Annotated in this window: 25 protein-coding genes; 14 read left to right on the top strand and 11 right to left on the bottom strand. The window is 64.9% G+C overall.

Features of this window, described 5'->3' with window-relative positions; genetic code table 11:
- The first annotated feature begins 40 nt into the window (after positions 1-40).
- Positions 41-811 carry an IclR family transcriptional regulator domain-containing protein gene (locus FFS37_RS08650; RefSeq protein WP_137930508.1) on the top strand — a complete coding sequence of 257 codons (771 nt, stop codon included), beginning with the start codon at positions 41-43 and terminating at the stop codon, positions 809-811.
- Between the two features lie 127 nt (positions 812-938).
- Here FFS37_RS08650 and FFS37_RS08645 read toward each other — a convergent pair whose 3' ends face one another.
- From FFS37_RS08645 to FFS37_RS08630, 4 genes are read right to left on the bottom strand one after another with little or no spacing between them, the layout of a single operon-like run.
- On the bottom strand, positions 939-2,237 hold the full coding sequence (locus FFS37_RS08645) for an NAD(P)/FAD-dependent oxidoreductase (protein WP_171026211.1): 1,299 nt from the start codon (positions 2,235-2,237) through the stop codon (positions 939-941).
- Positions 2,238-2,239: 2 nt separating this feature from the next.
- Positions 2,240-3,619, bottom strand: a complete 1,380-nt coding sequence (locus tag FFS37_RS08640) for a glutamine synthetase family protein (RefSeq protein ID WP_137930506.1) — start codon at positions 3,617-3,619, stop codon at positions 2,240-2,242.
- A gap of 5 nt (positions 3,620-3,624) precedes the next feature.
- Complete coding sequence (locus tag FFS37_RS08635; protein WP_137930505.1) at positions 3,625-4,908, bottom strand: glycosyltransferase; 1,284 nt, start codon at positions 4,906-4,908, stop codon at positions 3,625-3,627.
- 10 nt (positions 4,909-4,918) lie between these two features.
- Positions 4,919-5,857 carry a GntR family transcriptional regulator gene (locus FFS37_RS08630; protein WP_137930504.1) on the bottom strand — a complete coding sequence of 313 codons (939 nt, stop codon included), beginning with the start codon at positions 5,855-5,857 and terminating at the stop codon, positions 4,919-4,921.
- Between the two features lie 231 nt (positions 5,858-6,088).
- On the opposite strand from FFS37_RS08630, the gene FFS37_RS08625 reads away from it, so the two are divergent.
- The 9 genes from FFS37_RS08625 (at position 6,089) to FFS37_RS08585 (ending at position 13,877) form a co-directional block, all read left to right on the top strand.
- Positions 6,089-7,153 (top strand): polyamine ABC transporter substrate-binding protein, encoded by a 1,065-nt coding sequence (locus FFS37_RS08625; RefSeq protein ID WP_137930503.1) that lies wholly within the window; start codon positions 6,089-6,091, stop codon positions 7,151-7,153.
- Between the two features lie 94 nt (positions 7,154-7,247).
- A complete protein-coding gene (locus tag FFS37_RS08620; RefSeq protein WP_137930551.1) occupies positions 7,248-8,090 on the top strand; it encodes an ABC transporter permease in 843 nt (280 codons plus the stop codon).
- Positions 8,083-8,877 (top strand): ABC transporter permease, encoded by a 795-nt coding sequence (locus FFS37_RS08615; protein WP_137930502.1) that lies wholly within the window; start codon positions 8,083-8,085, stop codon positions 8,875-8,877. Before FFS37_RS08620 ends, FFS37_RS08615 begins: the two co-directional genes overlap by 8 nt.
- Positions 8,874-9,947 carry an ABC transporter ATP-binding protein gene (locus FFS37_RS08610; protein WP_137930501.1) on the top strand — a complete coding sequence of 358 codons (1,074 nt, stop codon included), beginning with the start codon at positions 8,874-8,876 and terminating at the stop codon, positions 9,945-9,947. Before FFS37_RS08615 ends, FFS37_RS08610 begins: the two co-directional genes overlap by 4 nt.
- A 16-nt stretch (positions 9,948-9,963) precedes the next feature.
- Positions 9,964-11,238, top strand: a complete 1,275-nt coding sequence (locus FFS37_RS08605; RefSeq protein ID WP_137930500.1) for a glycosyltransferase — start codon at positions 9,964-9,966, stop codon at positions 11,236-11,238.
- Entirely contained in the window at positions 11,235-11,585 is a 351-nt protein-coding gene (locus tag FFS37_RS08600) for a cupin domain-containing protein (protein ID WP_137930499.1), read from the top strand. The genes FFS37_RS08605 and FFS37_RS08600 overlap by 4 nt, the downstream gene beginning before the upstream one ends.
- Positions 11,586-11,611: 26 nt before the next feature.
- The gene (locus FFS37_RS08595; RefSeq protein ID WP_137930498.1) at positions 11,612-11,953 is read left to right on the top strand and encodes a cupin domain-containing protein; all 342 of its coding nucleotides are present in this window, start codon (positions 11,612-11,614) and stop codon (positions 11,951-11,953) included.
- Between the two features lie 20 nt (positions 11,954-11,973).
- Complete coding sequence (locus FFS37_RS08590; protein ID WP_115139971.1) at positions 11,974-12,318, top strand: cupin domain-containing protein; 345 nt, start codon at positions 11,974-11,976, stop codon at positions 12,316-12,318.
- A gap of 50 nt (positions 12,319-12,368) precedes the next feature.
- Entirely contained in the window at positions 12,369-13,877 is a 1,509-nt protein-coding gene (locus FFS37_RS08585; protein ID WP_137930497.1) for an aldehyde dehydrogenase family protein, read from the top strand.
- A gap of 39 nt (positions 13,878-13,916) precedes the next feature.
- On the opposite strand, the gene bla is transcribed toward FFS37_RS08585, so the two are convergent.
- Positions 13,917-14,699 (bottom strand): class A beta-lactamase, encoded by a 783-nt coding sequence (bla, locus tag FFS37_RS08580; RefSeq protein ID WP_232375603.1) that lies wholly within the window; start codon positions 14,697-14,699, stop codon positions 13,917-13,919.
- Positions 14,700-14,913: 214 nt separating this feature from the next.
- On the opposite strand from bla, the gene FFS37_RS08575 reads away from it, so the two are divergent.
- Entirely contained in the window at positions 14,914-15,837 is a 924-nt protein-coding gene (locus FFS37_RS08575; RefSeq protein WP_137930495.1) for a LysR family transcriptional regulator, read from the top strand.
- Here FFS37_RS08575 and FFS37_RS08570 read toward each other — a convergent pair.
- From FFS37_RS08570 to FFS37_RS08550, 5 genes are all read right to left on the bottom strand, one after another.
- Positions 15,781-16,542, bottom strand: a complete 762-nt coding sequence (locus FFS37_RS08570) for an SDR family NAD(P)-dependent oxidoreductase (RefSeq protein ID WP_137930494.1) — start codon at positions 16,540-16,542, stop codon at positions 15,781-15,783. The two genes, FFS37_RS08575 and FFS37_RS08570, sit on opposite strands and share 57 nt — an antisense overlap.
- Positions 16,543-16,552: 10 nt before the next feature.
- The gene (locus FFS37_RS08565) at positions 16,553-17,365 is read right to left on the bottom strand and encodes an ABC transporter permease (protein WP_137930493.1); all 813 of its coding nucleotides are present in this window, start codon (positions 17,363-17,365) and stop codon (positions 16,553-16,555) included.
- Positions 17,365-18,228 (bottom strand): ABC transporter permease, encoded by an 864-nt coding sequence (locus FFS37_RS08560; protein WP_137930492.1) that lies wholly within the window; start codon positions 18,226-18,228, stop codon positions 17,365-17,367. Before FFS37_RS08560 ends, FFS37_RS08565 begins: the two co-directional genes overlap by 1 nt.
- 64 nt (positions 18,229-18,292) lie before the next feature.
- Complete coding sequence (locus tag FFS37_RS08555) at positions 18,293-19,456, bottom strand: ABC transporter substrate-binding protein (RefSeq protein ID WP_137930491.1); 1,164 nt, start codon at positions 19,454-19,456, stop codon at positions 18,293-18,295.
- Positions 19,437-20,573: an ABC transporter ATP-binding protein gene (locus FFS37_RS08550; RefSeq protein WP_137930490.1), complete on the bottom strand. Its 1,137-nt coding sequence runs from the start codon at positions 20,571-20,573 to the stop codon at positions 19,437-19,439. The genes FFS37_RS08555 and FFS37_RS08550 overlap by 20 nt, the downstream gene beginning before the upstream one ends.
- A gap of 115 nt (positions 20,574-20,688) precedes the next feature.
- On the opposite strand from FFS37_RS08550, the gene FFS37_RS08545 reads away from it, so the two are divergent.
- Positions 20,689-21,495, top strand: a complete 807-nt coding sequence (locus FFS37_RS08545) for a response regulator transcription factor (RefSeq protein ID WP_137930489.1) — start codon at positions 20,689-20,691, stop codon at positions 21,493-21,495.
- A gap of 69 nt (positions 21,496-21,564) precedes the next feature.
- On the opposite strand, the gene FFS37_RS08540 is transcribed toward FFS37_RS08545, so the two are convergent.
- Positions 21,565-22,515 carry a LysR family transcriptional regulator gene (locus FFS37_RS08540; protein WP_137930488.1) on the bottom strand — a complete coding sequence of 317 codons (951 nt, stop codon included), beginning with the start codon at positions 22,513-22,515 and terminating at the stop codon, positions 21,565-21,567.
- Positions 22,516-22,606: 91 nt separating this feature from the next.
- Between FFS37_RS08540 and FFS37_RS08535 the strand changes: the two genes are divergently transcribed.
- Complete coding sequence (locus FFS37_RS08535) at positions 22,607-23,476, top strand: dioxygenase family protein (protein WP_137930487.1); 870 nt, start codon at positions 22,607-22,609, stop codon at positions 23,474-23,476.
- A complete protein-coding gene (locus FFS37_RS08530; RefSeq protein ID WP_137930486.1) occupies positions 23,473-24,534 on the top strand; it encodes a maleylacetate reductase in 1,062 nt (353 codons plus the stop codon). The genes FFS37_RS08535 and FFS37_RS08530 overlap by 4 nt, the downstream gene beginning before the upstream one ends.
- The last annotated feature ends 10 nt before the right edge of the window (positions 24,535-24,544 follow it).

The raw sequence follows: 24,544 nt of genomic DNA, 5'->3' as shown, positions 1-24,544 counted from the left end.
GGAGTCAATCCCGAAGAAGACGCCATCGCGAGGAGACGACATGGAAGAAGAAGCCGTTTCCCGTGACCATGTCGGCTCGCTCGAGCGTGGCCTTGCCGTGATGGAGATCCTCGCCCGCCACCCCCAGGGCATGACCTTGACTGAAATGGCTGAGGAAGCCGGCCTGACACGCGCCGGCGCCCGCCGCTTTCTGCTGACCCTCGTCGCCACCGGTTACGCCACGCAGGATGGACGCGTCTTTTCGCTGTCGCCGCGTCTCCTGACCGTCGCCCGAACCTGGCTCGGCGGCACCTCGCTTTGGGGCTTCGCCGCCCCCATCATGCGCTCGGTCGCCACACAGTTGAACGAAGCCTGTTCGGCGGCGATCCTGTCGGGCCAGGACGTCGTCTATGTCGCGCGCATTCCGGGCCGCCGCATCCTGAGCGTCTCGCTCGATGTCGGCACGAGGTTGCCGGCCTATTGCACCTCGATGGGGCGCGTGCTTCTCGCCGGGCTGACGCCGGGGGAACTGGAGGCGTTTCTCGGCCAGACCGCCATCGAGAGACGAACGCCGAAGACGATTGTGGACAAACGGTTGCTGGCGCACGCCATTGGCAAGGCGAAGGCTGACGGCTTTGCCGTCGTCGACGAAGAGCTGGAACTCGGCCTGCGTTCGATCGCCGTGCCGATCCGCGATCGCGCCGAACGCACGGTTGCGGCGATCAATGTGTCGACGCAGTCGGCTCGGTTCAGCGTCGCGGAGATGGAGCGGGAGATCCTGCCTGCGCTGCTGGAGGCCAGGCAGCGGATTGAAGATTTCTTTGTCGTTTGAGGGACTTCACCAGCCTTCAACGCCGGCGGGACAGTACCCCCTCTGGCCGGCAGGCCAGAGAGGGGTGTGAAGGATCGCTACGGTTCTATTCCGTGGCGTTACGAACTTTACCAACGGCGATGCCGTCTCAATGCTTGATCCGATCCCGCATCGCGTACCACAGCATGCCCAGCACATAGAGCGGCCCGCGCAGCGCCGTACCACCCGGGAACGGCAGCGGCGTCAGCGTCGAGAACAGGTCGAGCCGCGCGGAACTCCCCGTAATGGCCTCGGCCAGCAGTTTGCCCGACAGCGTCGACAGGATGACGCCCTTGCCGGAATAGCCATGCGCGAAATAGACCTCGCCATAATGCCCGACATGCGGCAGCCGCGACGTCGTCACCGACACCAGCCCGCCCCAGGCATGGTCGATGCGGCAGCCCTTGAGCTGCGGGAATGTACCTTCCATGTGTGGCCGCACGAAGCCGGCAATGTCGGCTGGCGGTGACGGCGTGTAGCGTTCGCCGCCGCCGAACAGCAGCCGGCCGTCCGCTGACATGCGGTAATAGTTGACGACGAAACGCGTATCGGAGACCGCCACATTGGCCGGAATGACGTTGCGCGCGCCTTCCAGGGGCTCGGTGGCGACGATATAGTTGCCGACCGGCATGATGCGGCTGTTGACGCGCGGCTCCAGCCCGTGAAGCAGCGCGTCGCCCGCCAGCACGACATGCCTGGCCCGCACCGAACCCTTCGCCGTCGAAACCCGGATCGAGGGTTCGCGCTCCAGTTTCACGGCAACCGAATTCTCGTGAATAACAACGCCGGCCGCGACCGCCGCGCGGGCAAGCCCGAGCGTGTAGTTCAACGGATGCATGTGGCCGCCGAGCGGCTCATACATGGCGCCGTGATAGGGCGTGTCGACCTTGGCCCGCGCATCCGCCGCCGACAGGATTTCGACCTCGCGGAACTTCATCACGCTTTCCAGGCATTTGGCCTCGTCCTCGAGATCCCTGAGATCGGAGCCGTTGACCGCGCCCACGAGATGGCCGGTCAGCCGCAGGTCGCAATCGATCTTGTGGCGCTCGATGATGTCGAGCACCAGGCCGCGTGCCTCGAAGGCCAGATCGAACAGCACCTTGGCGCGCTCGGGCCCGTAGAGCTTGACCAGACCCTTGGCGCCTTTGCGCAGGCCCGGGATCATCTGGCCGCCATTGCGTCCCGAGGCGCCCCAGCCAATCCTGCCGCCTTCGAGCAGCACCACCTTCAGGCCGCGTTCGGCGGCGTGAAGGGCCGCCGAAAGGCCCGTGCAGCCGCCGCCGACGACGACCAGGTCTGCTTCGACATCGCCAATGAGCGCCGGATGGTCCGGCGCCGGATTGGCGGTGGCGACATAATAGGATTTGCCGATATCGAGGCCGGAATTGAAACCCGTTGAAGATGCCATGATTACACCTTCAGCAGCAGGTGGTCGCGTTCCCAGCTCGTCACCACGCTCTGGAACAGGTCGAGCTCGACGCTCTTGACGCGCAGATAGGTCTGGAAGAAGTCCTCGCCGAGCAGTTCTCGAACCGGGCCGCAGGCCTCGAAACGGTCGAGCGCCTCCTCCATGGTCTTGGGCAGCGTGCTCTTGATCTTGTAGGCGTTGCCAGAGGCTTCCGCCGAGCGCGCCAGCTTCTGCTCGACACCGAGATAGCCGGCAAGCAGCGAGCCGGCGATGGCCAGATAGGGATTGGAATCCGCGCCCGGCAGCCGGTTCTCCACCCGCCGCGCCATGCGCCCGCCGGCCGGCACGCGCAGGCCGCAGGAGCGGTTGTCATGCGACCATTCGATGTTGGCCGGCGCACTATGGTTTGGCCGGATGCGGCGGTAGGAATTCACGTTCGGCGCGAACAGCGGCATGATTTCCGGAACGTATTTCTGCAGGCCGCCGATGAAATGGCCGAACATCTCGGTATCGGCGTCGTCGGCGCTGGCGAAAAGCGGGTTGCCGGCTTCGTCGACAACAGACATGTGCAGATGCATCGAGCTTCCCGCCTGCGCGGCGATCGGCTTGGCCATGAAGGTCGCATGCATGCCGCATTGCTGCGCCGCCTGGCGGGTCAGGCGCTTGAAAAGCAGCACCTGGTCGGCAAGCCGGACCGCCTCGCCGTGCAGGAGATTGATCTCGAGCTGCCCTGGCCCGGATTCATGGATCAGCGTGTCGAGCGGCAGGCCGGCGGCAGCCGCATAGTCATAGACGCGCCGGATCACCGGCTCGAATTCCTCGAGTGCCGCCATGTCGTAGGGGTGCTGCACGCCTTCGGCGCGGCCATTGCCGCCGACAGGCGCGGTCAGCACCCTGTCGGGATCGGGATTAGGCGCGGTGAGATAAAACTCGACCTCCGGCGCCACCACCGCGCGCCAGCCGCGTTGGCGATAGAGGTCGAGCACGGCGCGCAACACGTGGCGCGGCGAGGCCATCCACGGCCTGCCGTCCATATGGAAGGCGTCGGCAAAGACATAGGCCTTGCCCGCTCCGGCGCCGGGCGCCAGGCTGAGCGTCGAGACATCGGGCACCATGCGCATGTCCGGGTCCGAATAGGCAAAACCCTCGTCGATGGAGCCGGAATAGCGGCCATCGATGCTGACCAGGAAAGCGCTGCTCGGCAAATAGAGCGCGCGGTCTTCCAGCGCCTTCAGGAATTTGGCTGTCGGCAGCGCCTTGCCGCGCAGCACGCCGTTCATGTCGGGCACCAGGCATTCGACCTCGCTGACACCATTCTGGGCGAGCCAGGCGTTCGGATCATTGCCGCTGAAAAGGGAGGGGTTGGTTTTCTTGTCGAGCATTTCGTTCAGGTCCGTATCAGAGAGAGTATGGCTTGCGCGGCCACGTCCGTTCCCGGTTTCAGCGCCATCTCAGCTGCATTTTCCTTGAGGCGGGCGCGCATGGGGTCGTCGGCCAGCAGGCCGAGGATCGCTCTCTCCAGTACTCCTTCTGTCCAGCCGTCACGGCCGATATGATCGCCGACGCCGGTTTCTCCGGCCCGCTGCGCATTGTCATGTCCGTCCCAGCAATAGGGCATGATCAGCGACGGCACGCCGAAACGCAGCGCTTCGCAAAAACTGTTGTTGCCGCCATGGTGGATGAACAGGTCCGACTTCGCCACCACCGAGGGCTGCGGAAACCAGGCGTCGAGATAGACATTGTCGGGCACCGCGCGATAGGCGTCGCGCAAACCGCCGACATTGACGATGAAGCGCGCCGGCAGCCTGTCGAAGACGGCAAGCATACGCTCGATCAGGCCGACATCCATGGCGCCGAGGCTGCCGAAGGAGACATAGACCAGTGGCCCGCCATTGCGCGGGAACACCGGGACCTCGAACGGCCCTTCCGACCGCACGCAGCCCTCGAGGTAGACGAAGCGTTGGGGATCGAGCGGCGCGGCCCGCTCGCGCTTCACGATCGAGGGCGTCAGGAGCAGATTGAGGTCGGGCGAGGCTTCCAGGAACTGGCCTTTGGGCAGCGGCGCCAGGCCGCAATCGCCGCGAAACCGGTTGAAGCGGTCATGCGCCGGCGCGGAGGCCGAGAGATAGCGCGCCTCGAACGCTGCCCGTTGCGGGTCGTCGGCACTCATCCCCGAGAGGTAGGGTGGCACTTCGGCATCGGGCAACTCCGTCTCGGCGCAGGAGACGACCCGCACCCACGGGCAGCCGGCGGCTGCTATCGCCGGGAACATGATGACATTGTCGAGCACGACCGCGTCCGGCTTCAGCCGCGCCAGCAACTGGCGCAGCGGCGCCTCGGCATTGACCGCCGTGTCGACGATCGCCTGCCAGGTCGGCGCGACATAGGTTTCCAGCTGGTCGATCGGGCTCAGCCGGAAATGCGGCAGGTGCCGGCGCACGAAGGCCTGCCAATAGCTCTGGCGCTCGCTGTCGCTCAGCGGCTCGTCGGTCGGCAACTGGTATTCCTGGAACCCGTAGTCGGCAAAGACGCCGGAAAAGCCGGCATGGCAGATGAAGACCGGCCGCGCCCCCCGGGCGCGCAGGGCCTGCGCGATGCCGACGCAATTCAACGCCGCCCCGAAACTGGCTTCGGGAAACAGCGCGATGGTCGGGCTCGCTCTACGCGTCAATTAATCCTCTTCAAACAGGGCGGCTGATCATGCCGAACAGCGCGGGCGCCCCGCGGCTGGCCGCTTGCGGTCGCTGGCTGCGCGAGAGGCGCAGGTGGATGCGAAGCAGATCGGCAGCCACCTCATACTGCCGGCTTTCGAGATGGTCGAGTATGTTCAGATGTTCCAGCAGCGATTGCTTGAGCCGGAAAACATTGATTCCGGCATAGATGCCCGGCAGCCGGCGCAGCCTGAGATGATCGGCCAGCGCGTCGGCGACGAAGCGGTTGGCGGATCCCTCGGCGATCATGCCATGGAAATCGATGTCCAGCCGCTGGAACTCGCGCGTGTCGAAGGCGGCATCCGGCAGCGCCGACAGGGCCTCCATGCCCTGGCGCAGCGCGGCGGCGCGCGCGCCGTCCAGCCGGAAACCCGGCGCCAGGATCGCCGCCGGCTCCAGCAGCAGCCGGAATTCGTAGCTTTCGCCCTGCGCTTCCGGATCGTCGGGCGCGCGCCGGAACAGCCAGGACTGACCGGGCGCGCGGTCCAGAAGATTCTCTTCTGTCAGTCTGTTCAGTGATTTTAGTACCGTCTTACGCTCAGCACTGTAGCGCCGCATCAATCCGGCGACGGTGACTGTCTGGTCGAGGCGCCGCGCCGACCGGTCGCGCAGGATCGCCTCGGCAAGCTCGTCTTCCTCGGCTGCGGGCAGTTCCGCCGATATCGCCGGCAGCGCGGCGAGGTCGATGGCCAGATGGTATCCGGTTTCGGCTTCCCAGCGCACGACGCCTTGCTCCGCCAGCAGCCCGAGCGCGGCCCGCACCGGAGTGCGCGAAACATTGCAGAGCGAAGCGATCTGCTGTTCCGGCAGGCGCGCGCCGGGCGCGAAGCCGCGCTGGCGCGCCACGTCAAGGATTCGCTGAGCGAGGTCGAGATGATTGGTGCGAGGGCGTCGGGCTGCGGCTTGCATGACTTGTCTCGTGAACGGATGCCGCCTGCATGGTTGACCGATCGGCCCGATGGACGCAATCGGTCAGATTCCGCAGCCGGCTGGCAAATTATGGATTGACGTACTTTTTTCTGCAATAGTACTGTCAAGGCAATCGGCGACAAAAGACCGAGGGAACGGGATCGGTGACGCGGAACATGCCGCGCGGGATCCAGCACAGAATTCGACGATCAACTCGAATGGGAGTCTGTCATGACCGCTACCAGCCCGCGGCGCCGTGCGCTCAGCGTATCCTCAATCGCCCTCGGCCTTGGCCTGGTGCTTTCGGCGCCGGCGATCGCCGCCGACCTCGTCATCTCCAACTGGGACGGCTACATGGCGCCCGACGCCATGGCCTCCTTCAAGGCCGCGACCGGCGTCTCCGGCGAGGTGGTGGTTCACGCCACCAATGAGGAAATCATGGGCAAGCTGATCGCCGCTGGCGGCAAGGGTTATGACGTGGTCTTCGTCTCTTCGCCCTTCGCCGAGGTTCTGAACAAGCTCGGCCTGACCGAGCCCATGGACCACGCCAAGATCCCCAACCTGGCCAACCTCTATCCCGAGGCCACCAAGCTGCCGCACGATGTCGGCAACACATTCTCGGTTCCCTATACCTGGGGCACGACTGGCCTGTGCTACCGCTCCGACCTGGTCAAGACCGCCCCCACCAGCTGGAGCGACCTGCTGGCGCCTTCCGACGAACTGAAGGGCAAGACGACCATGCTGGCGACCGATCGCTGGCTGCTCGCCGCCGGCCAGCTCGACAAGGGTTTTTCCGTCAACGAGACGGATCCGGCCAAGCTCGCCGAGGTCAAGGACCTCTTGATCTCCGCCAAGAAGACGCTGCTCGCCTATGACGACACCACTTTCTATTCCAAGCTGGTTTCGGGCGAAGCGCTGATGGTTCAGGCCTGGGACGGCTGGTGCAATTACGGCATCGCCGAAAAGCCGGAGATCAAATACGTCATCCCCAAGGAGGGCTCGGATCTCTGGGTCGACACGATGGTGGTCATGAAGGCCTCCGAACACAAGGACGCCGCCTTCCAGTTCGTCAACTTCATGCTCGACGCCAAGAACCATGCCTGGGCGGCGCAGAACATCGACTACAAGGTGCCGAACAAACCGGCGATGGAAAGCCTGCCGGCCGACTTCCTGGCCAAGTTCCCCAACATGGCGATGCCGGTGGCCGATCTGGTCAAGTTCGAGCAGCTGCGTGACGTCGGCGAAGCCCAGCGCGACTATTCCAAGATCGTCAGCGAGATCAAGGCCGCGCAGTAAGCGGCGCAGACTTCACGGCCGGCAGCACTCCTGTTGCCGGCCTTGAGCGGTACCCGAGACATTGTCCCAGACCCGATTTCGCTCCTCCCTGCTGATGGCCCCGGCGCTGCTCTGGCTGACCGCGCTGATGGTGGTGCCGTGCGCGCTGGTGCTGGCGCTCGCCTTCTTCCGGCGCGGCATCTATGGCGGCATCGACTACACCTTCACGCTGGAGAATTTCGGGCTGGTCTTCAATCCGCTCTACGCCGGCATCTTTTTGAAATCGGCGCGCATTGCCGGCACCGCTACGCTGATCGCGGTGGTGGTCGGCTATGCCGCCGCCTATGCCATCGCGGCCGCCCCCCGCCGGTGGCAACCGGTGTTCCTGTTCTTCGCCGTGCTGCCCTTCTGGTCGAACTACCTGATCCGCACCTATGCCTGGATCGTGCTGCTCAACCGCGAGGGCCTGGTCACCCAGTTGTTGCGCTGGTTCGGCTATACCGGCGAACCGCCATCGATGCTCTACACGGAAGGCGCTGTGATCGCCGGCCTTGTCTACAACTACCTGCCCTTCGTCGTCCTTGCCTGTTATGCGCCGCTGTCGAGACTGAACCCGGAACTCGCCGAAGCCTCGCGCGACCTCGGCGCCTCCGCCATGACGACGTTCCGCCGTGTCATCCTGCCGCTCACCGTGCCCGGCATTGCCGCCGGCGCCGTCTTCGTTTTCGTGCTGTCGATCGGCAATTTCGTCACGCCCGCCCTGCTCGGCGGCGGCCGCTTCCAGATGATCGGCAATCTCGTCTACGACCAGTTCCTCACCGCCAACGACTGGCCGTTCGGCGCAGCGCTTGCCATGGCGCTGATTGCCATCATGCTGCTGGTTCTGATGGCGCAAGCGCTCGCCGCCGACCGCGCTGCCGGGCGCGCCGCGCAGACCACGGGAGGTGGCGATGGCTGAGCGCTCACCCGCGACACGGCGCACGCTCTGGCTCGTGCTCACCCTGGTCTTTGCCTTCCTCTACATCCCGATCGCCGTGCTGGTGGCGCTCTCCTTCAACGAGGGCGGGTTGCCGACCGCATGGTCGGGCTTCTCGCTGAAATGGTACGCCTCGCTGGCCGGCAATTCCTCGATCCTGTCCGCCGGGCTCAACACGCTGATCGTGGCGCTGGTCTCGACGGCGATTGCCACGCTGCTCGGCACGCTACTGGCGATCGGGGTCGAGATGCGTCGCCAGTACGGCAAGGGGCTTGAAGCGCTGATCTTCGCGCCGATGATCATTCCCGACATCGTGCTCGCCATCGCGCTGCTGTCGTTCTTCTCCATGATCAACCTGACCATGGGGTTGCACACCATCATTCTCGCCCACGTCGTGTTCAACCTCGCTTTCGTCTGCTCTGTCGTGCGTGCAAGGCTGAAGAGTTTCGACTGGTCGATCGTCGAGGCTTCAGCCGATCTCGGCGCCTCCGCCATCACCACCTTCCGGCGCGTGACCCTGCCCGTCATCCTGCCGGCGGTGGTCGCCGGCGCCCTGCTAGCCTTCACGCTCTCAGTAGACGAATTCATCATCGCCTTCTTCACCGCCGGGGCCGGCCGCGCCTCGACCACGCTGCCCATGCAGATCTACGCCATGATCCGTTTCGGCATCACACCGGAGATCAATGCACTGGCCACCATCGTCATGGCGGTCTCGATCACCGCGCTGACCCTGTCGCAGCGGCTCAACCGGGGAATGATAGGCCAATGAGCGAACCCCGAACCTTGCTTGCCATCGATAACGTGTCGAAGAATTTCGGCCGGGTGAGAGCCGTCGACGGCGTCTCGCTCGACATCAGGGAGAACGAGTTCTTCGCGCTGCTGGGCCCTTCGGGCTGTGGCAAGACCACGCTGCTGCGCATGCTTGCCGGCTTCGAGACGCCGAGCGACGGACGCATCCTGTTGGACGGCAAGGACATCGCCAGGACGCCGCCCAACAAACGGCCCGTCAACCTGATGTTCCAGTCCTACGCGCTGTTCCCGCATATGAGCGTGCGCGCCAATGTCTCCTACGGGCTGGAGATGGAGCGTCTGCCGGCTAAGGAAATCCGCGCGCGCGTCGATGCCATCCTGGCGACCACCGAACTCGGCCCGTTCGCCGACCGCAAGCCGGAGCAATTGTCCGGTGGCCAGAAACAGCGCGTCGCTCTCGCCCGCGCTTTGGTCAAACGCCCTCGCCTGCTGCTGCTCGATGAGCCGCTCGGCGCGCTCGACAAGAAGCTGCGCGGCGCCATGCAGCTCGAACTGAAGCGCCTGCAGCATGAGGTCGGCATCACCTTCGTCATCGTCACCCACGACCAGGAAGAATCCCTCGTCATGGCCGACCGCATGGCGGTGCTGAAAGACGGCAGGCTGCTGCAATGCGACACGCCGCACGCGGTCTACGAGCATCCAGCCGATCGGTTTGTCGCCGACTTCATCGGTGTCATGAACTTTGTCCCGGGCAAGGCCGGCAGGGATGGCGTGGTGGCAAGCAACGGCACCCGGATCGCCGGCAAGGTCCCCGACACGCTGGGTTCGGACACATCGGCAGTGGCCTCGGTGCGCCCGGAGCGCATCCGGCTCTTCCCGTCGCCCGAAACAGCCAACCGTACGACGGGTACGGTCGAGGCGCTGGCCTATCAGGGGCTCGACCTGCAGCTGCATATCCGCACGCCGCTCTCGCCGAAGCCGTTTCTGGTGCGCGTGACCGCCGATGCCGCCGACCGCAGGCCGGTCTCATCCGGAGACGAGGTCGAGCTCGGCTGGGACGCCGCCGATGTCAGAATTTTCAAGGAATGATTGGAGGACAAGCCTGATGGCGCAGAAGACGATCGCGTTTTTCCCGGAGGCCGCCTACGGCCCGGCGCTCAATTCCGTCGGCATCGCGCAGGCGGTCGAAGCGCGCGGCCACAAGGCGGTGTTCCTGTCCGATCCCGGCTTTGTCGAGGTCTACAGGGGCTATGGTTTCGAGGCCCATCCGGTGAACCTCTCCGAACCAATGCCGCCCGAGCAGATGGCCAAGTTCTGGGAGGACTTCATCAACGGCCACATCCCGAACTTCCGCAAGTCGCCCTACGATCAGATCGACAATTACGTGAAGGATTGCTGGACCGCGATCGTCGACAGCGCCAAGTGGGCGCAGAAGGATCTGCCGCGCGTGCTCGCGGCCATCAAGCCGGACGTGATCTGCGTCGACAACGTCATCCTGTTCCCGGCGATCAAGCAGTTCGGCAAGCCGTGGGTGCGGGTCATCTCCTGTTCGGAAAACGAGATCGAGGACGAGGACATCCCGCCGCATCTCTCCGGTTGCGGCGAGAACGACCATGCCGGCCACCAGCGTTATCGCGACCATTTCAACGCCGTCATCAAGCCGATCCATGACGACTTCAACACCTTCCTCAGGGCCAACGGCGAGGCCGCCTATCCGATCGGCCAGTTCTTCGAGGCGTCGCCCCATCTGAACCTGCTGCTCTATCCCGAAGCCGCCAAGTTCAAGCGCCGCCATCCGCTCGATCCCGCGAAATTTCAGTATCTCGAAGGGTGCGTACGGCAGGAGAAGCCCTTCACCGTCCCGACCTTTGCGAAAAACAACGACGGGCCGTTGCTCTATGTCTCCTTCGGCAGTCTCGGCGCCGGCGATGTCGAGCTTTTGAAGCGCATCATCGCGACACTCGGCAAGACGCGCTATCGCGCGCTGGTCAATGTCGGCGGCTACAAGGACCAGTACACCGACGTGCCCGGCAACGTCATCGTCGACAGCTGGTTTCCGCAGCCTTCGGTCATTCCGCAGGTTGACGCGGTCATCCACCACGGCGGCAACAACTCGTTCACCGAGTGCCTCTATTTCGGCAAGCCGGCCATCATCATGCCCTATGTCTGGGACGGTCACGACAACGCCACCCGCGTCGAGGAAACCGGCCACGGCTTCGGCATGCCGCGCTATGACTGGACCGACGCCGAACTGATCGCGAAGATCGAGGCTTGCCTGACCGATCCCGGTATGAAGGCGAAGCTGGCCAAGACATCGGCGCAGATGCAAGCGCAGAACGGGCCGGAGAAGGCGGCCGGGCTGTTGGAGGCGTTGCTGTGACCTCCTCGGCCCCACACCTCTACCAGGCCTCCACCCGCACCGATCTCGTCGATTGGGGAGCCCAGCCGGATGCGTTGGCAGGCGCGTCACACTCCACCGGCAAACTTGTGCACAAGGGCCCCAACAACCAGCCGGAGTCGGGCATCTGGGTCTGCACGCCCGGCCGCTGGCGGCTGTCGATTCCACGCGACGAACTGTGCCACTTCGTCGCCGGGCGTGCGACCTACCGCTCGAATGTCGGCGAGGTGATAGAAGTCTCCACGGGAACCGTGGTCATGTTTCCCGCCGGCTGGACGGGCGAATGCACCGTGCATGAGACCATGCGCAACGTCTACATGCTGGCCTGAACCGATTGAGCCGAGCAGGAGAAAACATGCCGACACCGCACTGGCCCGACGCCTCGACCGTGGAACTGGAAGACTGGGGCGCGAGCGCCAACACGCTGGCGGGCTCGCCGCGCGCCTCTGGAAAGATCCTGTCGAAGAACCCCGACGGATCCAGCGAATGCGGCCTGTGGTCCTGCACGCCGGGCACCCGCAAGATCACGTTCGCCGCGGACGAGTTCTGCCATTTCCTCTCGGGACGCGGCAGCTACGTCCATGAGAACGGCGAAGAGATTCCGGTCGAGGCCGGCACCATCGTCTTCTTTCCCGCCGGCTGGACCGGCACGTCCATCATCACGCAAACGCTATCCAAGGCCTTCATGTGCCGGTGAACCCCTTCAAGGAAATCCAAATGACCACGCCAATCATGCAATCGCCGCTCGCCATCACGGATCTCGTCGACTGGGGTGTCATTCCCACCATGATCGAAGGCCAGTCCCACACCTCGGGCAAGCTGCTTTACAAGGGACCTGAAGGCCGTTCCGAATGCGGACTGTGGGTCTGCACCCCAGGCAAATGGCACTGCCATGTCACCCGCGACGAGTTCTGCCACTTCCTCGAAGGACGCTGCACCTATGTGCACGAATCCGGCGAGGTCATCGAGATCGAGCCGGACACGGCTGCTTTCTTCCCGCAGGACTGGAAAGGCGTCTGCACCGTCCATGAGACCATCAAGAAGGTCTACATGATCCGCTGAGCTGCGGCAGGCGAACTCCTCAGAAGGCTCCATGCGTGGAGAAGGACAACATGCATTTCTCCCCTGACCAGCCGACCTTCTTCGTCAATCCGGACTTCCGCCCGATGGCGGGCGCGGCGAAAAAGGTAGTCGATCCCGCAACGCTCGAAACCGTCGGTGCCATCGCGTCGGCCAGCGACGGCGAGATCGACGCCGTGCTGGCGGTGGCGACGAGGGCACAGGCTGCCTGGAAGAAGCTCGACGCCAAGAGCCGCGCCCGGCATCTGCACGCCGTCGCCAGTGCCATCGAGGCGGCGGACTTCACCCATTGCGCCGAACTGATGGTTCGCGAGATGGGCAAGCCCTATCCCGAAGCCATCGGCGAGATCGCCAATTGCGCGCCGATCTTCCGCTACTATGCCGAGATGGCCCGCGACGACGCCGGCAAGGTGGCCGGCACGACGCAGGCGGGTTCGTTCCAGCATGCACGCTACGAACCCTACGGCGTCTCCGTCCACATCATGCCCTACAACTTCCCGATCCTTTTGATGTGCTGGACGGTCGCGGCCTCGCTCGCCGCCGGCAATGCCTGCGTCATCAAGCCGGCGGAGGCGACGACGCTGTCGACGCTCGACTACATGGCCGTGTTCCGCACCCTGCCGGAGGGGCTGGTGTCCTGCCTGCCCGGAGGCGCGGCGACGGCGCAGGCGCTGATCGCCTCCGAGCGCACCCATGCCGTGGCCTTCACCGGGTCGGTCGCCGCCGGCAAGGCGGTGGCCGTGGCCTGCGCCGAACGGATGAAGCCCTGCGTCATCGAGGCCGGCGGAAGCGACCCCTTGATCATCAGCCGACATGCCCCGCTGGATATTGCCGCCGCCGGCAGCGTCACTGCCGCCTTCCACCTCACCGGCCAGGTCTGCACCTCGGCCGAGCGTTTCTTCGTCGTCGATGCCGTGCATGACCGCTTCGTCGAGCTCTTCGCCGAAAAGACCCGCGCGCTGCGGATCGGCAACGGCCTAGACAGGACCGAGATCGGTCCGCTGGTCAGCGAGGCCGCGCGGGCCAAGGTCATGCGCCTTGTCGACCAGGCCATCATCGACGGCGCCACTGCCGTCACCGGCGGCCGCATCCCGCCGGCGCACAACACCGGCTGGTTCTACGAGCCGACCATCCTGACCGGTGTCACACCGGACATGGCGATCGTGCGCGAAGAATGTTTCGGACCGGTCGCCGCCATCTGCCGGGTCAGGGATTTCGACGAGGCAATCAGGCTTGCCAATGACAGTCCGTTCGGCCTCGGCGCGTCGGTGTTCACCACCGACCTCGCCGAAGCGCATGAGGCGGCCGAGCGGCTCGAGGCCGGCATGGTCTGGGTCAACAACCCGCTGATCGACAATGACGCGCTGCCGTTCGGCGGCTGGAAGGCCTCCGGCCTTGGCCGCGAACTCGGCCGCCAGGGGCTCGACGCCTTCCGCCGTTCCAAGATGGTGATCATCGATCACAAGCCGGCGATCCAGGACTGGTGGTATCCCTATCCCGACAGTTGGTTCCGCGAGACCGGCGGCCGCAAGCATGTGTGAGAGGAGCGGCGCGGCAACCGCGCCGCCGACAGCCTGGGCCTAGGCCTCGATCGCTTCGACCAGCACCCGTGACACGGAGGCAATCGTCGCATTGCGCTTGGCCAGATTCTGTTTCGTGCCGGTCAGATAGACCGACATCAGGATCGGATTGCCTGAAGCCGGCCAGATGACGGCCGCGTCATTGGTGCTGCCTTTCTCGCCGGTGCCGGTCTTGTCGCCGCATTTCCATCCTTTCGGCAATGCGGCCCGGATACGCTCGTCGCCGGTCTTGTTGGCCACCAGCCAGTCGACGAACTGCGCCTTGCCCTTTTGTGAAAGAGAATCGCCGAGGGCGAGACGCTCGTAATCCTCGATCATGGCCAGCGGCGAGGTGGTGTCACGCACGTCGCCCGGCACCGATTCGTTCAACTCCGGCTCGATCCGGTCGAGCCGGGTCACCGTGTCGCCGATCGAGCGCAGATAGGCGGTCAGTTGCGGCGGTCCGCCAAAGGAGGCCAGCAGCAGGTTGGCCGCGCCATTGTCGCTGACCGTCACCGCCGCCTCGCAAAGCTGCGCCACCGTCATTTCGCCGCCGGCGAATTTCTTGGTCGTCGGCGAATTCGCGATGATGGCGTCGTGCGGAACCTTGATGGCGCGGTCGAGCTGTTCGATGCCGCCATCGACACGGTGCAGGACAAGCGCCGCCATGAGCGCCTTGAAGGTGCTGCACATCGGAAACAGCTCGTTCTCGCGATAGCCGAACTGAACCGTCGTTCCGGAAATCCGGCAGGCCACGCCGAGCCGGCCGCCGCTTTTAGCCTCGATCCGCCTTATTTTCGGCAAGACCCCATCAAATTTTGTCGGCCTCGTTGCCGCCCTCGCCATCGCGCCAAATGTGATGGGAACCGTCAAAACCACCGCGAGGCCACCGATGAAACCGCGTCTGCTCGTCATATCCATACTCTCTCTTGCCCCGCGCCGCAGAACTGGACCTGATTTGACGCCGCCGCAAACGAGTAAACATCGCCCCCGCCATGAGAAAATCTAGGGCTACACAATGAAACGATCGCATCTGCCGCTGAACGGCCTTCGCGCCTTCGAAGCTTCCGCGCGGCATCTCAGCTTTACCGGCGCCGGCCTCGAATTGCGCGTCACCCAGGCCGCCGTCAGCCATCAGGTCAAGGGGCTCGAGGAGGTGCTGGGCGTGCGGCTGTTCCGCCGCCTGCCGCATGGGCTCACCTTGAGCGAAGAAGGCGAGGCGCTGCTGCCGGTGCTGAGTGACGCCTTCAACCGGATCAGCGTCACGCTCGACCGTTTCGAGGGCGGCCGTTTCCACGACATCGTCACCATCGGCGTGGTCGGCACCTTCGCCTCGGGCTGGCTGATCCCGAGACTGCCGCTGTTCCATCAGGCTTACCCCGACATCGAGCTGCGCATCTCGACCAACAACAACCGGGTCAACCTTGCCGCCGACGGCCTCGACTTCGCCATCCGTTTCGGCGACGGTTCCTGGCAGGGGACCGAGAACACACCGCTGCTCCCCGGTTCGTTCTCGCCGGCCTGCGCGCCCGAGATCGCCGCGCGGCTGCGCGATCCCTCGGACCTGATGCGGGAGACGCTGCTGTGTTCGTACCGCGAGGACGAATGGCTGCGCTGGTTCGAGGCCGCCGGGCGCCATTGCCCGCCGGTCAAGGGCATCGTCTTCGATTCCTCCGTCACCATGGCCAGCGCCGCTGTCCAGGGCGCCGGCGTGGCGCTGCTGCCGGTGTCGATGTTCAGCCGTGAGATCGGTTGCGGCCAGCTGGTCCAGCCCTTCGCCACCACGGTCGATGTCGGCCGCTACTGGCTGTCGGCTCGGCGCCGGCGCCAGAACTCCCAGGCGATGGCCAGCTTCGCCGGCTGGCTGAAGGCAGAAACGCTGCGATCAGCCGATGCTCTCGCCACCGTCGATCACCAGCGCCTGGCCGGTCATGAAGGATGACCGGTCCGAGACCAGGAACAGGATCGCCTCGGCGATCTCCTCGGCGCTGGCCCAGCGCGCCATCGGGATCTTGGTGCGGACATAGGTCTCGATCGCCTCGCGCCCGCCCATCTGGGCAATGAACGGTTCGTTGAACGGCGTGTCGACCCAGCCCGGGCAGAGCGCGTTGACGCGGACATTGTGGCGGGCATAGTCGAGCGACATCTGCCGGGTCATCGCCACCACGGCGTGCTTCGACGTCGCATATGCGATCATCTCGCGATCGTAGAACACGCCCGAATTGGAAGCGGTGTTGAGGATGACGCCGCCGCCTTGCGCGACCATGGAGGGCATGACGATCCGCGCCGCCAGGAACTGCGCCCGCACATTGACCCGCCATGAGGCGTCCATGCCGTCGACGTCCACCTCGGTCAGCGCTCCACCGACCTGGATACCGGCATGATTGTGCAGGATGTCGATGCGACCATGCCTGTCGAGCGTGCCGGCAATGAGCTTCTCGACCGCCGCATCGTCGCTGACGTCGGTGGTGGTTGCCTCGGCCCTGCCGCCCAGCGCCCGGATGTCTGCCGCCGTTGCGTCTCCATTGGCCTGATCCCGGTCGGCGATGACCACGACCGCCCCTTCCCTGGCCATGATCATGGCGCCGGCGCGTCCGATGCCGGAACCGGCGCCTGTCACCACGGCGATGCGGTCTTTGAGGATCATGATGCGGCTTTCAGTTGGATGGCTTGCGCTGGCGCAACTGCCATTGGGCAAGCACCACGAGGAAGACTGAGGCGACCAGCACGATGGTCGCGATGGCATTGATTTCCGGCGTCACCCCGCGCCGGATGGACGCGAAGACATAGATCGGCAGCGTCGTCTGCGCGCCGGCGACGAAGAAGGCGACGATGAAATCGTCGAAGGAAAAGGTGAAGGCGAGCAGGAAGCCGGCGACCACCGCCGGCATGATCTGCGGCAACACGATCGAGCGGAACGTCGTCAGCGGCGTGGCGTAGAGATCGCTCGACGCTTCGACCAGATTGCGGTCGAGACTGGCGAGCCGCGTGCCGACGATCATGGTGACGAGCGCCATCGAGAACAGGCCGTGCGCGGCGATGATCGAGCCATAGCCAAGCGACAGCCTGGGCGGCTGATCGCCTGGCCAGATCGAGGCGAGGAACGGATTGACGACCGCGAACAGCTGGACCAGAGCGACCAGCGTCGAGATGCCGATGACGACGCCGGGAACGACGATCGCGGCACCCAGCAACCCGTCGAAGACAGCCCGGGTCCGGGCACCGACCCGCGCCAGGCCGAGCGCCGCGGCCGTGCCGCACACCGCCGCCAGAAGCGCGCTGGTGGTGGCGATGAACAGGCTGTTCTTCAGCGCCTCGACGAGGAACGGGTTGGACAGCGCGGTGCCATACCATTGCACGGAAAACCCGGTGAACTCGCTGGCATGGCGGCCGGCGTTGAAGGAGAACAGCACGACCAGTGCGATCGGCAGGTAGAGGAAGGCAAAGACGGCGGTGACAAAGGCGCGCATCAGATCAGGTCCACCCGGCGAGCGCCCGAGACCCGGGTCGAGATACGGTTGGCGGCAATCAGCACCACCACCGAAACAGCCACCAGCGTGATGGCGATGGCCGAGCCGAACGGCCAGTTGCGCGACTGCAGGAACAGGTCGACCAGCGCATTGCCGATGAAGAACACCTTGCCGCCGCCAAGCAGCGTCGGGATCAGATACTCCCCAAGCAGCAGGATCATGACCAGCGAGAAGCCGGTCATCACGCCCGGCAGCGAGAGTTTGAGCGTCACCCCGAGAAAGGTCGACAGCGGCGTCGCGCCGAGATCGGCCGAGGCCTCCAGAAGCCGGCGATCGAGCCGTTCGAGGCTGACATAGATCGGCAGGATCATCAGCGGCAAATAGCCATAGACGATGCCGAGCAGGACGGCGCCCGGCGTGTTGATCAGCCTGACATCCTCGATGCCGACAAGGGCGAGCAGCGCCGGTATGCCGCGCCCGCCCAGAATGTACATCCAGGCATAGGTCCGCATCAGGAGGCTGGTCCAGAACGGAATGACGACCAGCGCCAGCAGGATCAGCCGCCAGCGCTGAGGCGCGCGCAGCGCAAGATAGTAGGCAACCGGATAGGCGACGAGCAGGCAGGCGAGCGCGCCGACCGGCGCCAGCAGCATCGTGTTCCAGAAGGCGGTCGCGCGCGCCGGAAGATTGGCATACTGCGCCAGCGTGAAGGCAGCCTGGTAGCCGCCCTCCGGCGCCCGTTCACCGACGCTGAACACGGCGATGGCGATGAACGGCAGTACGAGGAACACCACCAGCCACGCTGTCGCCGGCGCGAGCAGCAAGGCGGTCAGGAAATTATGCCGAAATCTGTTGCCGTGCATTGAAAACCGCCCCGATGCCGGCGGGCACGCGCCCGCCGGTTCATTGTCCCCGTCAGGTCGACGTTCAGGCCGACTTGAAGCGCGCCATCAGCTCGGCGCGGCCGGGATCGGTCAGCGTTGCCGCCGCGCCGAACTCCAGCGGCGTCAAAAGGTCCGCCGCCGGATAGAGGATCGGATTGTCGAGCACTTCCTTGGGCAGCAGCTTGTTGACGCGCGCGTCGGTCGACGGCGCACCATTGGCCAGGTGCTCCTTCACGGCGACCTGCGGGTTCATCAGGTAGTTGAGCAAGGCATAACCGGCCGGCTTGTTCGGCGCATCCTTCGGGATGGCGTAAAAATCGGTCCAGATCTCGCCGCCTTCCTTGCCCAGCACATAGGCGATCTCGGGAATGTCGCGGTGAAGCTGCGCGCCGTCATTGGTCCAGCACATGGTCATCCAGGCGTCGCCCGCCCGCATGCCCGGCTGGTAGTCGGATGAGACCGCGAACAGATGCGGCTTGACCTTGAGCAGCAGCTCCTCGGCCTTGGCGAGCTCGTCCTGCTTCAGCGAGTTGAACGAGTAGCCGTAGTATTTCAGCGCATTGCCGATCGTGGTCAGCTGGTAATCATGCACCATGGTGCGGCCGTCGGCCTCGGCCATGGCCGTATCCCAGAACTCCTTCCAGCTGGTCATCGGCTTGGCGAGCTTCTTGGTGTTGACGGCAAAGCCGGTGGTGCCCCAGTTCTTCGGCACCGCATAGATCGTACCGTCGATCGTGCCTTCGGCGGTGAAGCGCGAATCTTCCGACTTGCCGTCGAAATTCGCCAGCTTGGCCATGTCCAGCGGCTCGATGATGCCGAGCTTCTTGTAGGTCGAGATGGTGTAGTTCGTCGGCACAAACAGGCTCCAGCCCGAGGCCCCTGCCTGCAGCTTGGCGAGCATCTCCTCGTTGGAGCCGAACACATTGACCTCGACGGCGACGCCGGTGTCCTTCTTGAAATTCTCGAAGGTCTGCGGGTCATGATAATTCGGCCAGGTGGCGATCGACATGCGGTCGCCCAGGTTTTCGGCGGCGAAGGCCGGCGTCGGCAGGATGCCGATCTCGCGCGCCATCACGGCCGTTGCGATGCCGAGGCCGGTGAGGCCGAGGAAATCGCGGCGGCCGATCGAGCCGCGCTTGAGGCGCATCAATTGGTCGACGAAGTTCTCGGGGCTTATCGGCAGTCCGTCACGATATGATTTCGACATGGTTGGTTACCCTCTGGTTGGTCCCGTTGTTCTTGGTTTCCGGAAACGCCAGCGGCGTTCCCTTGGCAAAGCCGATGGCGACGGGTTCGCCCGGCTTGAAGAGATTGCCGTGGCCGATGACGTGATCGGCCTTGGCCAGCAGCGTTCCGATGCCCTGGACCTCGATCGCGTATTCCGCGGTCGAGCCCAGGAAAATGCGGTTGCGCACGATGCCCTTGAACGGCGCGCTTTCCGGCGCGCCGAGGCTGAGCGATTCCGGACGCAGGCTGACCGAAACGGCTTCGCCTTTTTGCAAGGCAGTCCGCTTGCGCGCCGCGATGACGGTGCCATCGGCGAGCACGACCTCCACCAGATCGCCTGAGTGTCCGGCGACGGTGCCGCTCAGCAGGTTGGTCTTGCCGACGAAGTCGGCGACGAACAGATCGGCCGGCTCGTCATAGATCTCGCTCGGCTGTCCGAGCTGGACGATGCGTCCGCCATTCATGACGCAGACGAAATCGCTCATCGAGAGCGCTTCCTCCTGGTCGTGGGTGACGAGCACGAAGGTGATGCCGATCTCGCGCTGCAGGTTCTGCAACTCGATCTGCATGTCGGTGCGCAGTTTCTTGTCGAGCGCCGCCAGCGGCTCGTCGAGGAGCAGGACCGCCGGCTTGTTAACCAGCGCGCGAGCCAGCGCGACACGCTGCTGCTGGCCGCCGGACAGTTCGTGGATCTTGCGGCGACCATAGCCGGCGAGCCGCACCATTTCGAGCGCTTCGCCAGCCCGCCGGGCAATCTCGCGCGATGCCAGTCGTGGTCGTGCCTGGCACAGCCCGTAGGCAACGTTGTCCTCGACATCCAGATGCGGGAACAGCGCGTATTGCTGGAACACCATGTTGACCGGACGCCGGTAGGGCGGCGTGCCGGCCATGTCCTGGCCGCGAATGAAGACCTGGCCCTCGCTCGGCTGCTCGAAGCCACCGATCATGCGCAGGCAGGTGGTCTTGCCGCAGCCGGACGGCCCGAGCAGGGCGACAAAGGCGGAGGGCGGAACAGAAAGATCAATGCCGGTGACCGCGGTCACCGCGCCATAGCGCTTGGTGACGCCGCGAAACTCGATGTCGGGCACTGCGGTCAAAGGCTGCGGCTCCAGCAACAAGGCGATTTCACAAACGCTACCAGAGCCAATGGCGGCTAGTATATACCTCGGAGGTGGTATATCTGATCTATTTTCTCGTTTAGAGGGGTACGAATTGGCCCGCAGCGATGAATACAGCCGACTGGCCCAGCTGGTCTCGGCGACACGGGAAACCAGCGGCGACCTGTTCGGCACGGCCATCGTCGATTGGCTGCGGCAGCATGTCGACTTCGACCACTGCGTGATCTTCGGCTATCGCGGTGCCTCGCGCCCGCCCTTGCTGTTCGAGACCTTCTCGCCGGCCGAGAGCCATGTCTTCGTCGCGCTCTACCAGGAGGGCCCCTATCTGCTCGACCCGTTCCACCACGCGGCGGTCGAGCGCAAGGAAGGCTTCTGGCGCATGCGCGAACTCGCGCCCGACCGTTTCTATGCCAGCGAGTATTTTCGTTCCTACTACAGCCAGACCAGGCTGGCCGAAGAGGTCGGCTTCTTCGTGCCGCTGCCGGGCAAGGACGCGCTGGTGCTGTCGCTGATGCGGCTGAGCGCTTCAGGCCCGTTTGGCACCGCCGATGCCAGGCTGCTGCGCGACATGGCCCCGGCGGTGATCAGCTTCATCAGGTTGCGCTGGCCCGCTCTTCCCGCCGACGAACCGGCCGAGGCGAAACAGGGCGAGGAAATAGCCGCCGTCAACGAGTTCGACCGCGCCCATATCTGGCAGAGCCTGTCGCTGACGCCACGCGAAAAACATGTCGTCGACCTGGTGCTGCAGGGCCACTCCACCGAATCGATCGCCAGGGCCATGCGCATCGTGCCGGGAACGGTGAAGGTCCATCGCCGCAACATCTACCGCAAGCTCAAGATCAAGTCGCAGGCCGGCCTCTTCGCGCGTTTCGTCGAGATCATCGACGCACGGCCAAGGTAGAAACCCCTTGCTTCGTCATCGTATGGCGAAGTTAGTGGGTCCATTTTCGAACGGATGTCTCACCAGATTCTAAGCGCCCCAGACCACCGCTTGCTCATGCCGCTTGATCAGGTGCTTCAGATTATCAAAACTCTGGCGGATATGCCTGGCGAAGGCGTCGACGGCGGGTGCGCGCGGCGTGTCGGCACGCCTGAGCAGGCCGAGCGCCCGCTCGGGATGCGGGATCGCCACCGGCAGCGCGGTGATCGCCTTGTCCTTGCGAAAGGCGAAGACCACGCTGTGCGGCAGCACGGTCAGCGCATCGGTTTCCTTCATGTAGTTGATGGCGCTGGTCAGCGATCCGCCGGAGTAACGGATCTTTATCTCCGTCGCCCCCAGCGACAGAAGCAGGCTGCGCAGATCCTCCAGCAGCGGGCTGCCGGGGGGCGGCGCGATCCAGGGATACTCGAGAAGGTCGACGGTCCGGAGTTTGCGCCGCAACAGCAGCGGATGCGTGGCCCGGCAGGCGACGACATTGCGCCCCGGCAGTATCTCGCGGAACTCCATCCCCGACCCCTCTTCCAGAATATCGATCGGGCAGACGGCAAGGTCGATGCGATCGGCGTTGATGGCGGCGCGCAGATCCGGGAGGTAGCCGTAGCTCTGGTCGACACGCACATCCGGATAGGCATTCTGGAAATCGGCGATCATGCCGGAGATCAGCGCGTCCATGAAGAAGGGCGTGCCGCCGACCCGTACCACGCCAGAGCGGCCCTGGCTGAAATTGGCGACGATGTCGGAGGCCTTGCGCGAGGCCGCCAGCATGACCTGGCCATGGTCGGCGAGCGCCCGGCCAAGCGGCGTCGGCTGCAGCGGCCTGCGCCCCTTCAGGAACAGCGGCTCACCCAGGCGCTTTTCCAGCATCGAGAGCGTACGCGACACCGCCGGCTGCGACAGACCGACCAGGGCCGCCCCTTCGGTGACGCCGCCGGCCTGCACCACTGCCGCCAGCTGGATGAGATGCCGTTCATCGAGCTTCATAACGATATGGTATATTAAACCGGCCAGAAATCATCATCTTTATATCCGGCCTGCGGTAATGTCTCTTGGTGAGATGGAACCGGGGAGGCGCATGTCACATCCAGGCATACCGTCGTTCAGCGAGGCCAACTCCGCCGAGTTGGTCGCCCAGCGGCTGTCGAGGGCCAAGGCCGGGCCGTTGCCGCGTTTTCTCGCGGCCGTCGTCGACCATCTCCATCAGATCGTCAGGGAGACCCGGCCCACCGCGTCGGACTGGCGCCAGGCAATCGCCTTCCTCACGGAAATCGGCCACGCCAGCGACGACAAGAGACAGGAATGGGTTCTTCTGTCGGACCTGCTCGGCGTCACCGCGCTGGTCGAGGACATCAATTCGCGCCGCCCGAACGGCGCCACGCCCAACACGGGACGCGGCCCGTTCTACCGCGCGGACGCGCCTAGGCTGCCGCTTGGCGCCGACATCTCGCTCGATGGCGTCGGCGCGCCGCTCGCCGTCATGGGGCAGGTGACCGATCTCGACGGCAAGCCCATACCGGGCGCGACGGTCGAGACCTGGCAGGCCAATGCGCAAGGTCTCTACGAGAACCAGCAGCCCGACCTGCAGCCGGAATTCAACCTGCGCGGCGTCTTCATCACCGGCGGGGACGGTCGCTTCCATTATCGGACGGTCAAGCCCGCCGGCTATGGCGTGCCGGATGATGGCCCTGTAGGGCAGATGCTTGGCCGGCTAAACTACCCGCTCAACCGCCCGGCGCATCTGCATTTCCTCATCCGTGCCGACGGGTTCGAGACACTGACCACGCAAGTGTTCGAGCGCGGCGATCCGCGTCTGGCCGAAGATGCGCTGTTCGGCGTCAAGCCGGAACTGGTCGGCGATTTCAAACATGCGGGCGGTTCGGGAAAATGGACGCTCGATTTCAACTTCGTCATGGCAATGGCGCGCAAGGGGAGCCGGGCGGCATGACGCGGCAATTCACCTATTCCGGCAGCCCGGCACGGATCGTTTTCGGCAATGGCGCCTCGGCCGAGGTCGGCGCCTGGATCGAACGGCTCGGCTGCGAACGTGCGCTGGTTCTGTCGACGCCGCATCAGGCGGCCGACGGCGAAGCGCTGGCGGATCGGCTGGGGCGGTTCGCCGCCGGCACCTTCTCCGGCGCGGCCATGCATACGCCCGTCGACGTGACGGAAGCCGCTATGCGCAAGGCAACCGAGGTGAATGCCGACTGCGTCGTGGCGCTCGGCGGCGGCTCGACCACCGGACTGGGCAAGGCGATCGCGTACCGCACCGACCTGCCGCAACTGGTCATCCCCACCACCTATGCCGGCTCGGAAGTGACGCCGATCCTCGGCCAGACCGAGAACGGCGCGAAGACCACGGTGCGCGATGCGAAAATCCTGCCGGAGGTCGTCATCTACGATCCGGAACTGACCATCGGCCTGCCGGTGGCGATGAGCGTCACCTCGGGCCTCAATGCCATGGCGCATGCCGCTGAGGCGCTTTACGCGCAGGACCGCAACCCGGTCTCGACGCTGATGGCGACCGAGGGGTTGCGCGCCCTCAAAGCCGCACTTCCCGTGCTGGTGAAAGAGCCGAGAAATCTCGAGGCGCGCGGTGACGCACTCTATGGCGCATGGCTGTGCGGCACCGTGCTCGGCACGGTCGGCATGGCGTTGCATCACAGGATTTGCCACACGCTGGGCGGCTCCTTCGACATGCCGCATGCCGAGACCCATGCGGTGATGCTGCCGCACACGATCGGCTTCAACGCCGTCGCCGTGCCCGACCTTCTCCAGCCGGTCGCCGCCCTCTTCGGCGGCAGCGCGGGCGGCGGCCTCCACGATTTCGCGAACTCGGTCGGCGCGCCGCTGACGTTAAAGGAGCTTGGCCTCAAGCAGACGGACCTCGGCCGCGCCGCCGAGATCGCGACCAGCAATCCATACTGGAACCCGCGGCCCTTCGACATCGCCGCGATCCGCGCCCTGCTGCAGGACGCGTGGGAGGGAAGACGACCGCAAGACTGAAGTTCAGAGG

The sequence above is a fragment of the Mesorhizobium comanense genome (genome assembly GCF_005503535.1).
GTDB lineage: Bacteria > Pseudomonadota > Alphaproteobacteria > Rhizobiales > Rhizobiaceae > Mesorhizobium > Mesorhizobium comanense.
This window is presented reverse-complemented; position numbering and strand designations above follow the sequence as displayed.

Excerpts from the sequence above, each read along its gene's own strand:
- FFS37_RS08615 (WP_137930502.1), top strand. The coding sequence starts at position 8,083 with ATGGCTGAGCGCTCACCCGCGACACGGCGCACGCTCTGGCTCGTGCTC.
- FFS37_RS08560 (WP_137930492.1), bottom strand. The coding sequence starts at position 18,228 with ATGCACGGCAACAGATTTCGGCATAATTTCCTGACCGCCTTGCTGCTC.
- FFS37_RS08650 (WP_137930508.1), top strand. The coding sequence starts at position 41 with ATGGAAGAAGAAGCCGTTTCCCGTGACCATGTCGGCTCGCTCGAGCGT.
- FFS37_RS08645 (WP_171026211.1), bottom strand. The coding sequence starts at position 2,237 with ATGGCATCTTCAACGGGTTTCAATTCCGGCCTCGATATCGGCAAATCC.
- FFS37_RS08575 (WP_137930495.1), top strand. The coding sequence starts at position 14,914 with ATGAAACGATCGCATCTGCCGCTGAACGGCCTTCGCGCCTTCGAAGCT.
- FFS37_RS08555 (WP_137930491.1), bottom strand. The coding sequence starts at position 19,456 with ATGTCGAAATCATATCGTGACGGACTGCCGATAAGCCCCGAGAACTTC.
- FFS37_RS08530 (WP_137930486.1), top strand. The coding sequence starts at position 23,473 with ATGACGCGGCAATTCACCTATTCCGGCAGCCCGGCACGGATCGTTTTC.
- FFS37_RS08620 (WP_137930551.1), top strand. The coding sequence starts at position 7,248 with ATGGCCCCGGCGCTGCTCTGGCTGACCGCGCTGATGGTGGTGCCGTGC.
- FFS37_RS08565 (WP_137930493.1), bottom strand. The coding sequence starts at position 17,365 with ATGCGCGCCTTTGTCACCGCCGTCTTTGCCTTCCTCTACCTGCCGATC.
- FFS37_RS08570 (WP_137930494.1), bottom strand. The coding sequence starts at position 16,542 with ATGATCCTCAAAGACCGCATCGCCGTGGTGACAGGCGCCGGTTCCGGC.
- FFS37_RS08605 (WP_137930500.1), top strand. The coding sequence starts at position 9,964 with ATGGCGCAGAAGACGATCGCGTTTTTCCCGGAGGCCGCCTACGGCCCG.
- FFS37_RS08610 (WP_137930501.1), top strand. The coding sequence starts at position 8,874 with ATGAGCGAACCCCGAACCTTGCTTGCCATCGATAACGTGTCGAAGAAT.
- FFS37_RS08595 (WP_137930498.1), top strand. The coding sequence starts at position 11,612 with ATGCCGACACCGCACTGGCCCGACGCCTCGACCGTGGAACTGGAAGAC.
- FFS37_RS08640 (WP_137930506.1), bottom strand. The coding sequence starts at position 3,619 with ATGCTCGACAAGAAAACCAACCCCTCCCTTTTCAGCGGCAATGATCCG.
- FFS37_RS08630 (WP_137930504.1), bottom strand. The coding sequence starts at position 5,857 with ATGCAAGCCGCAGCCCGACGCCCTCGCACCAATCATCTCGACCTCGCT.
- FFS37_RS08590 (WP_115139971.1), top strand. The coding sequence starts at position 11,974 with ATGACCACGCCAATCATGCAATCGCCGCTCGCCATCACGGATCTCGTC.
- FFS37_RS08625 (WP_137930503.1), top strand. The coding sequence starts at position 6,089 with ATGACCGCTACCAGCCCGCGGCGCCGTGCGCTCAGCGTATCCTCAATC.
- FFS37_RS08535 (WP_137930487.1), top strand. The coding sequence starts at position 22,607 with ATGTCACATCCAGGCATACCGTCGTTCAGCGAGGCCAACTCCGCCGAG.
- FFS37_RS08540 (WP_137930488.1), bottom strand. The coding sequence starts at position 22,515 with ATGAAGCTCGATGAACGGCATCTCATCCAGCTGGCGGCAGTGGTGCAG.
- FFS37_RS08585 (WP_137930497.1), top strand. The coding sequence starts at position 12,369 with ATGCATTTCTCCCCTGACCAGCCGACCTTCTTCGTCAATCCGGACTTC.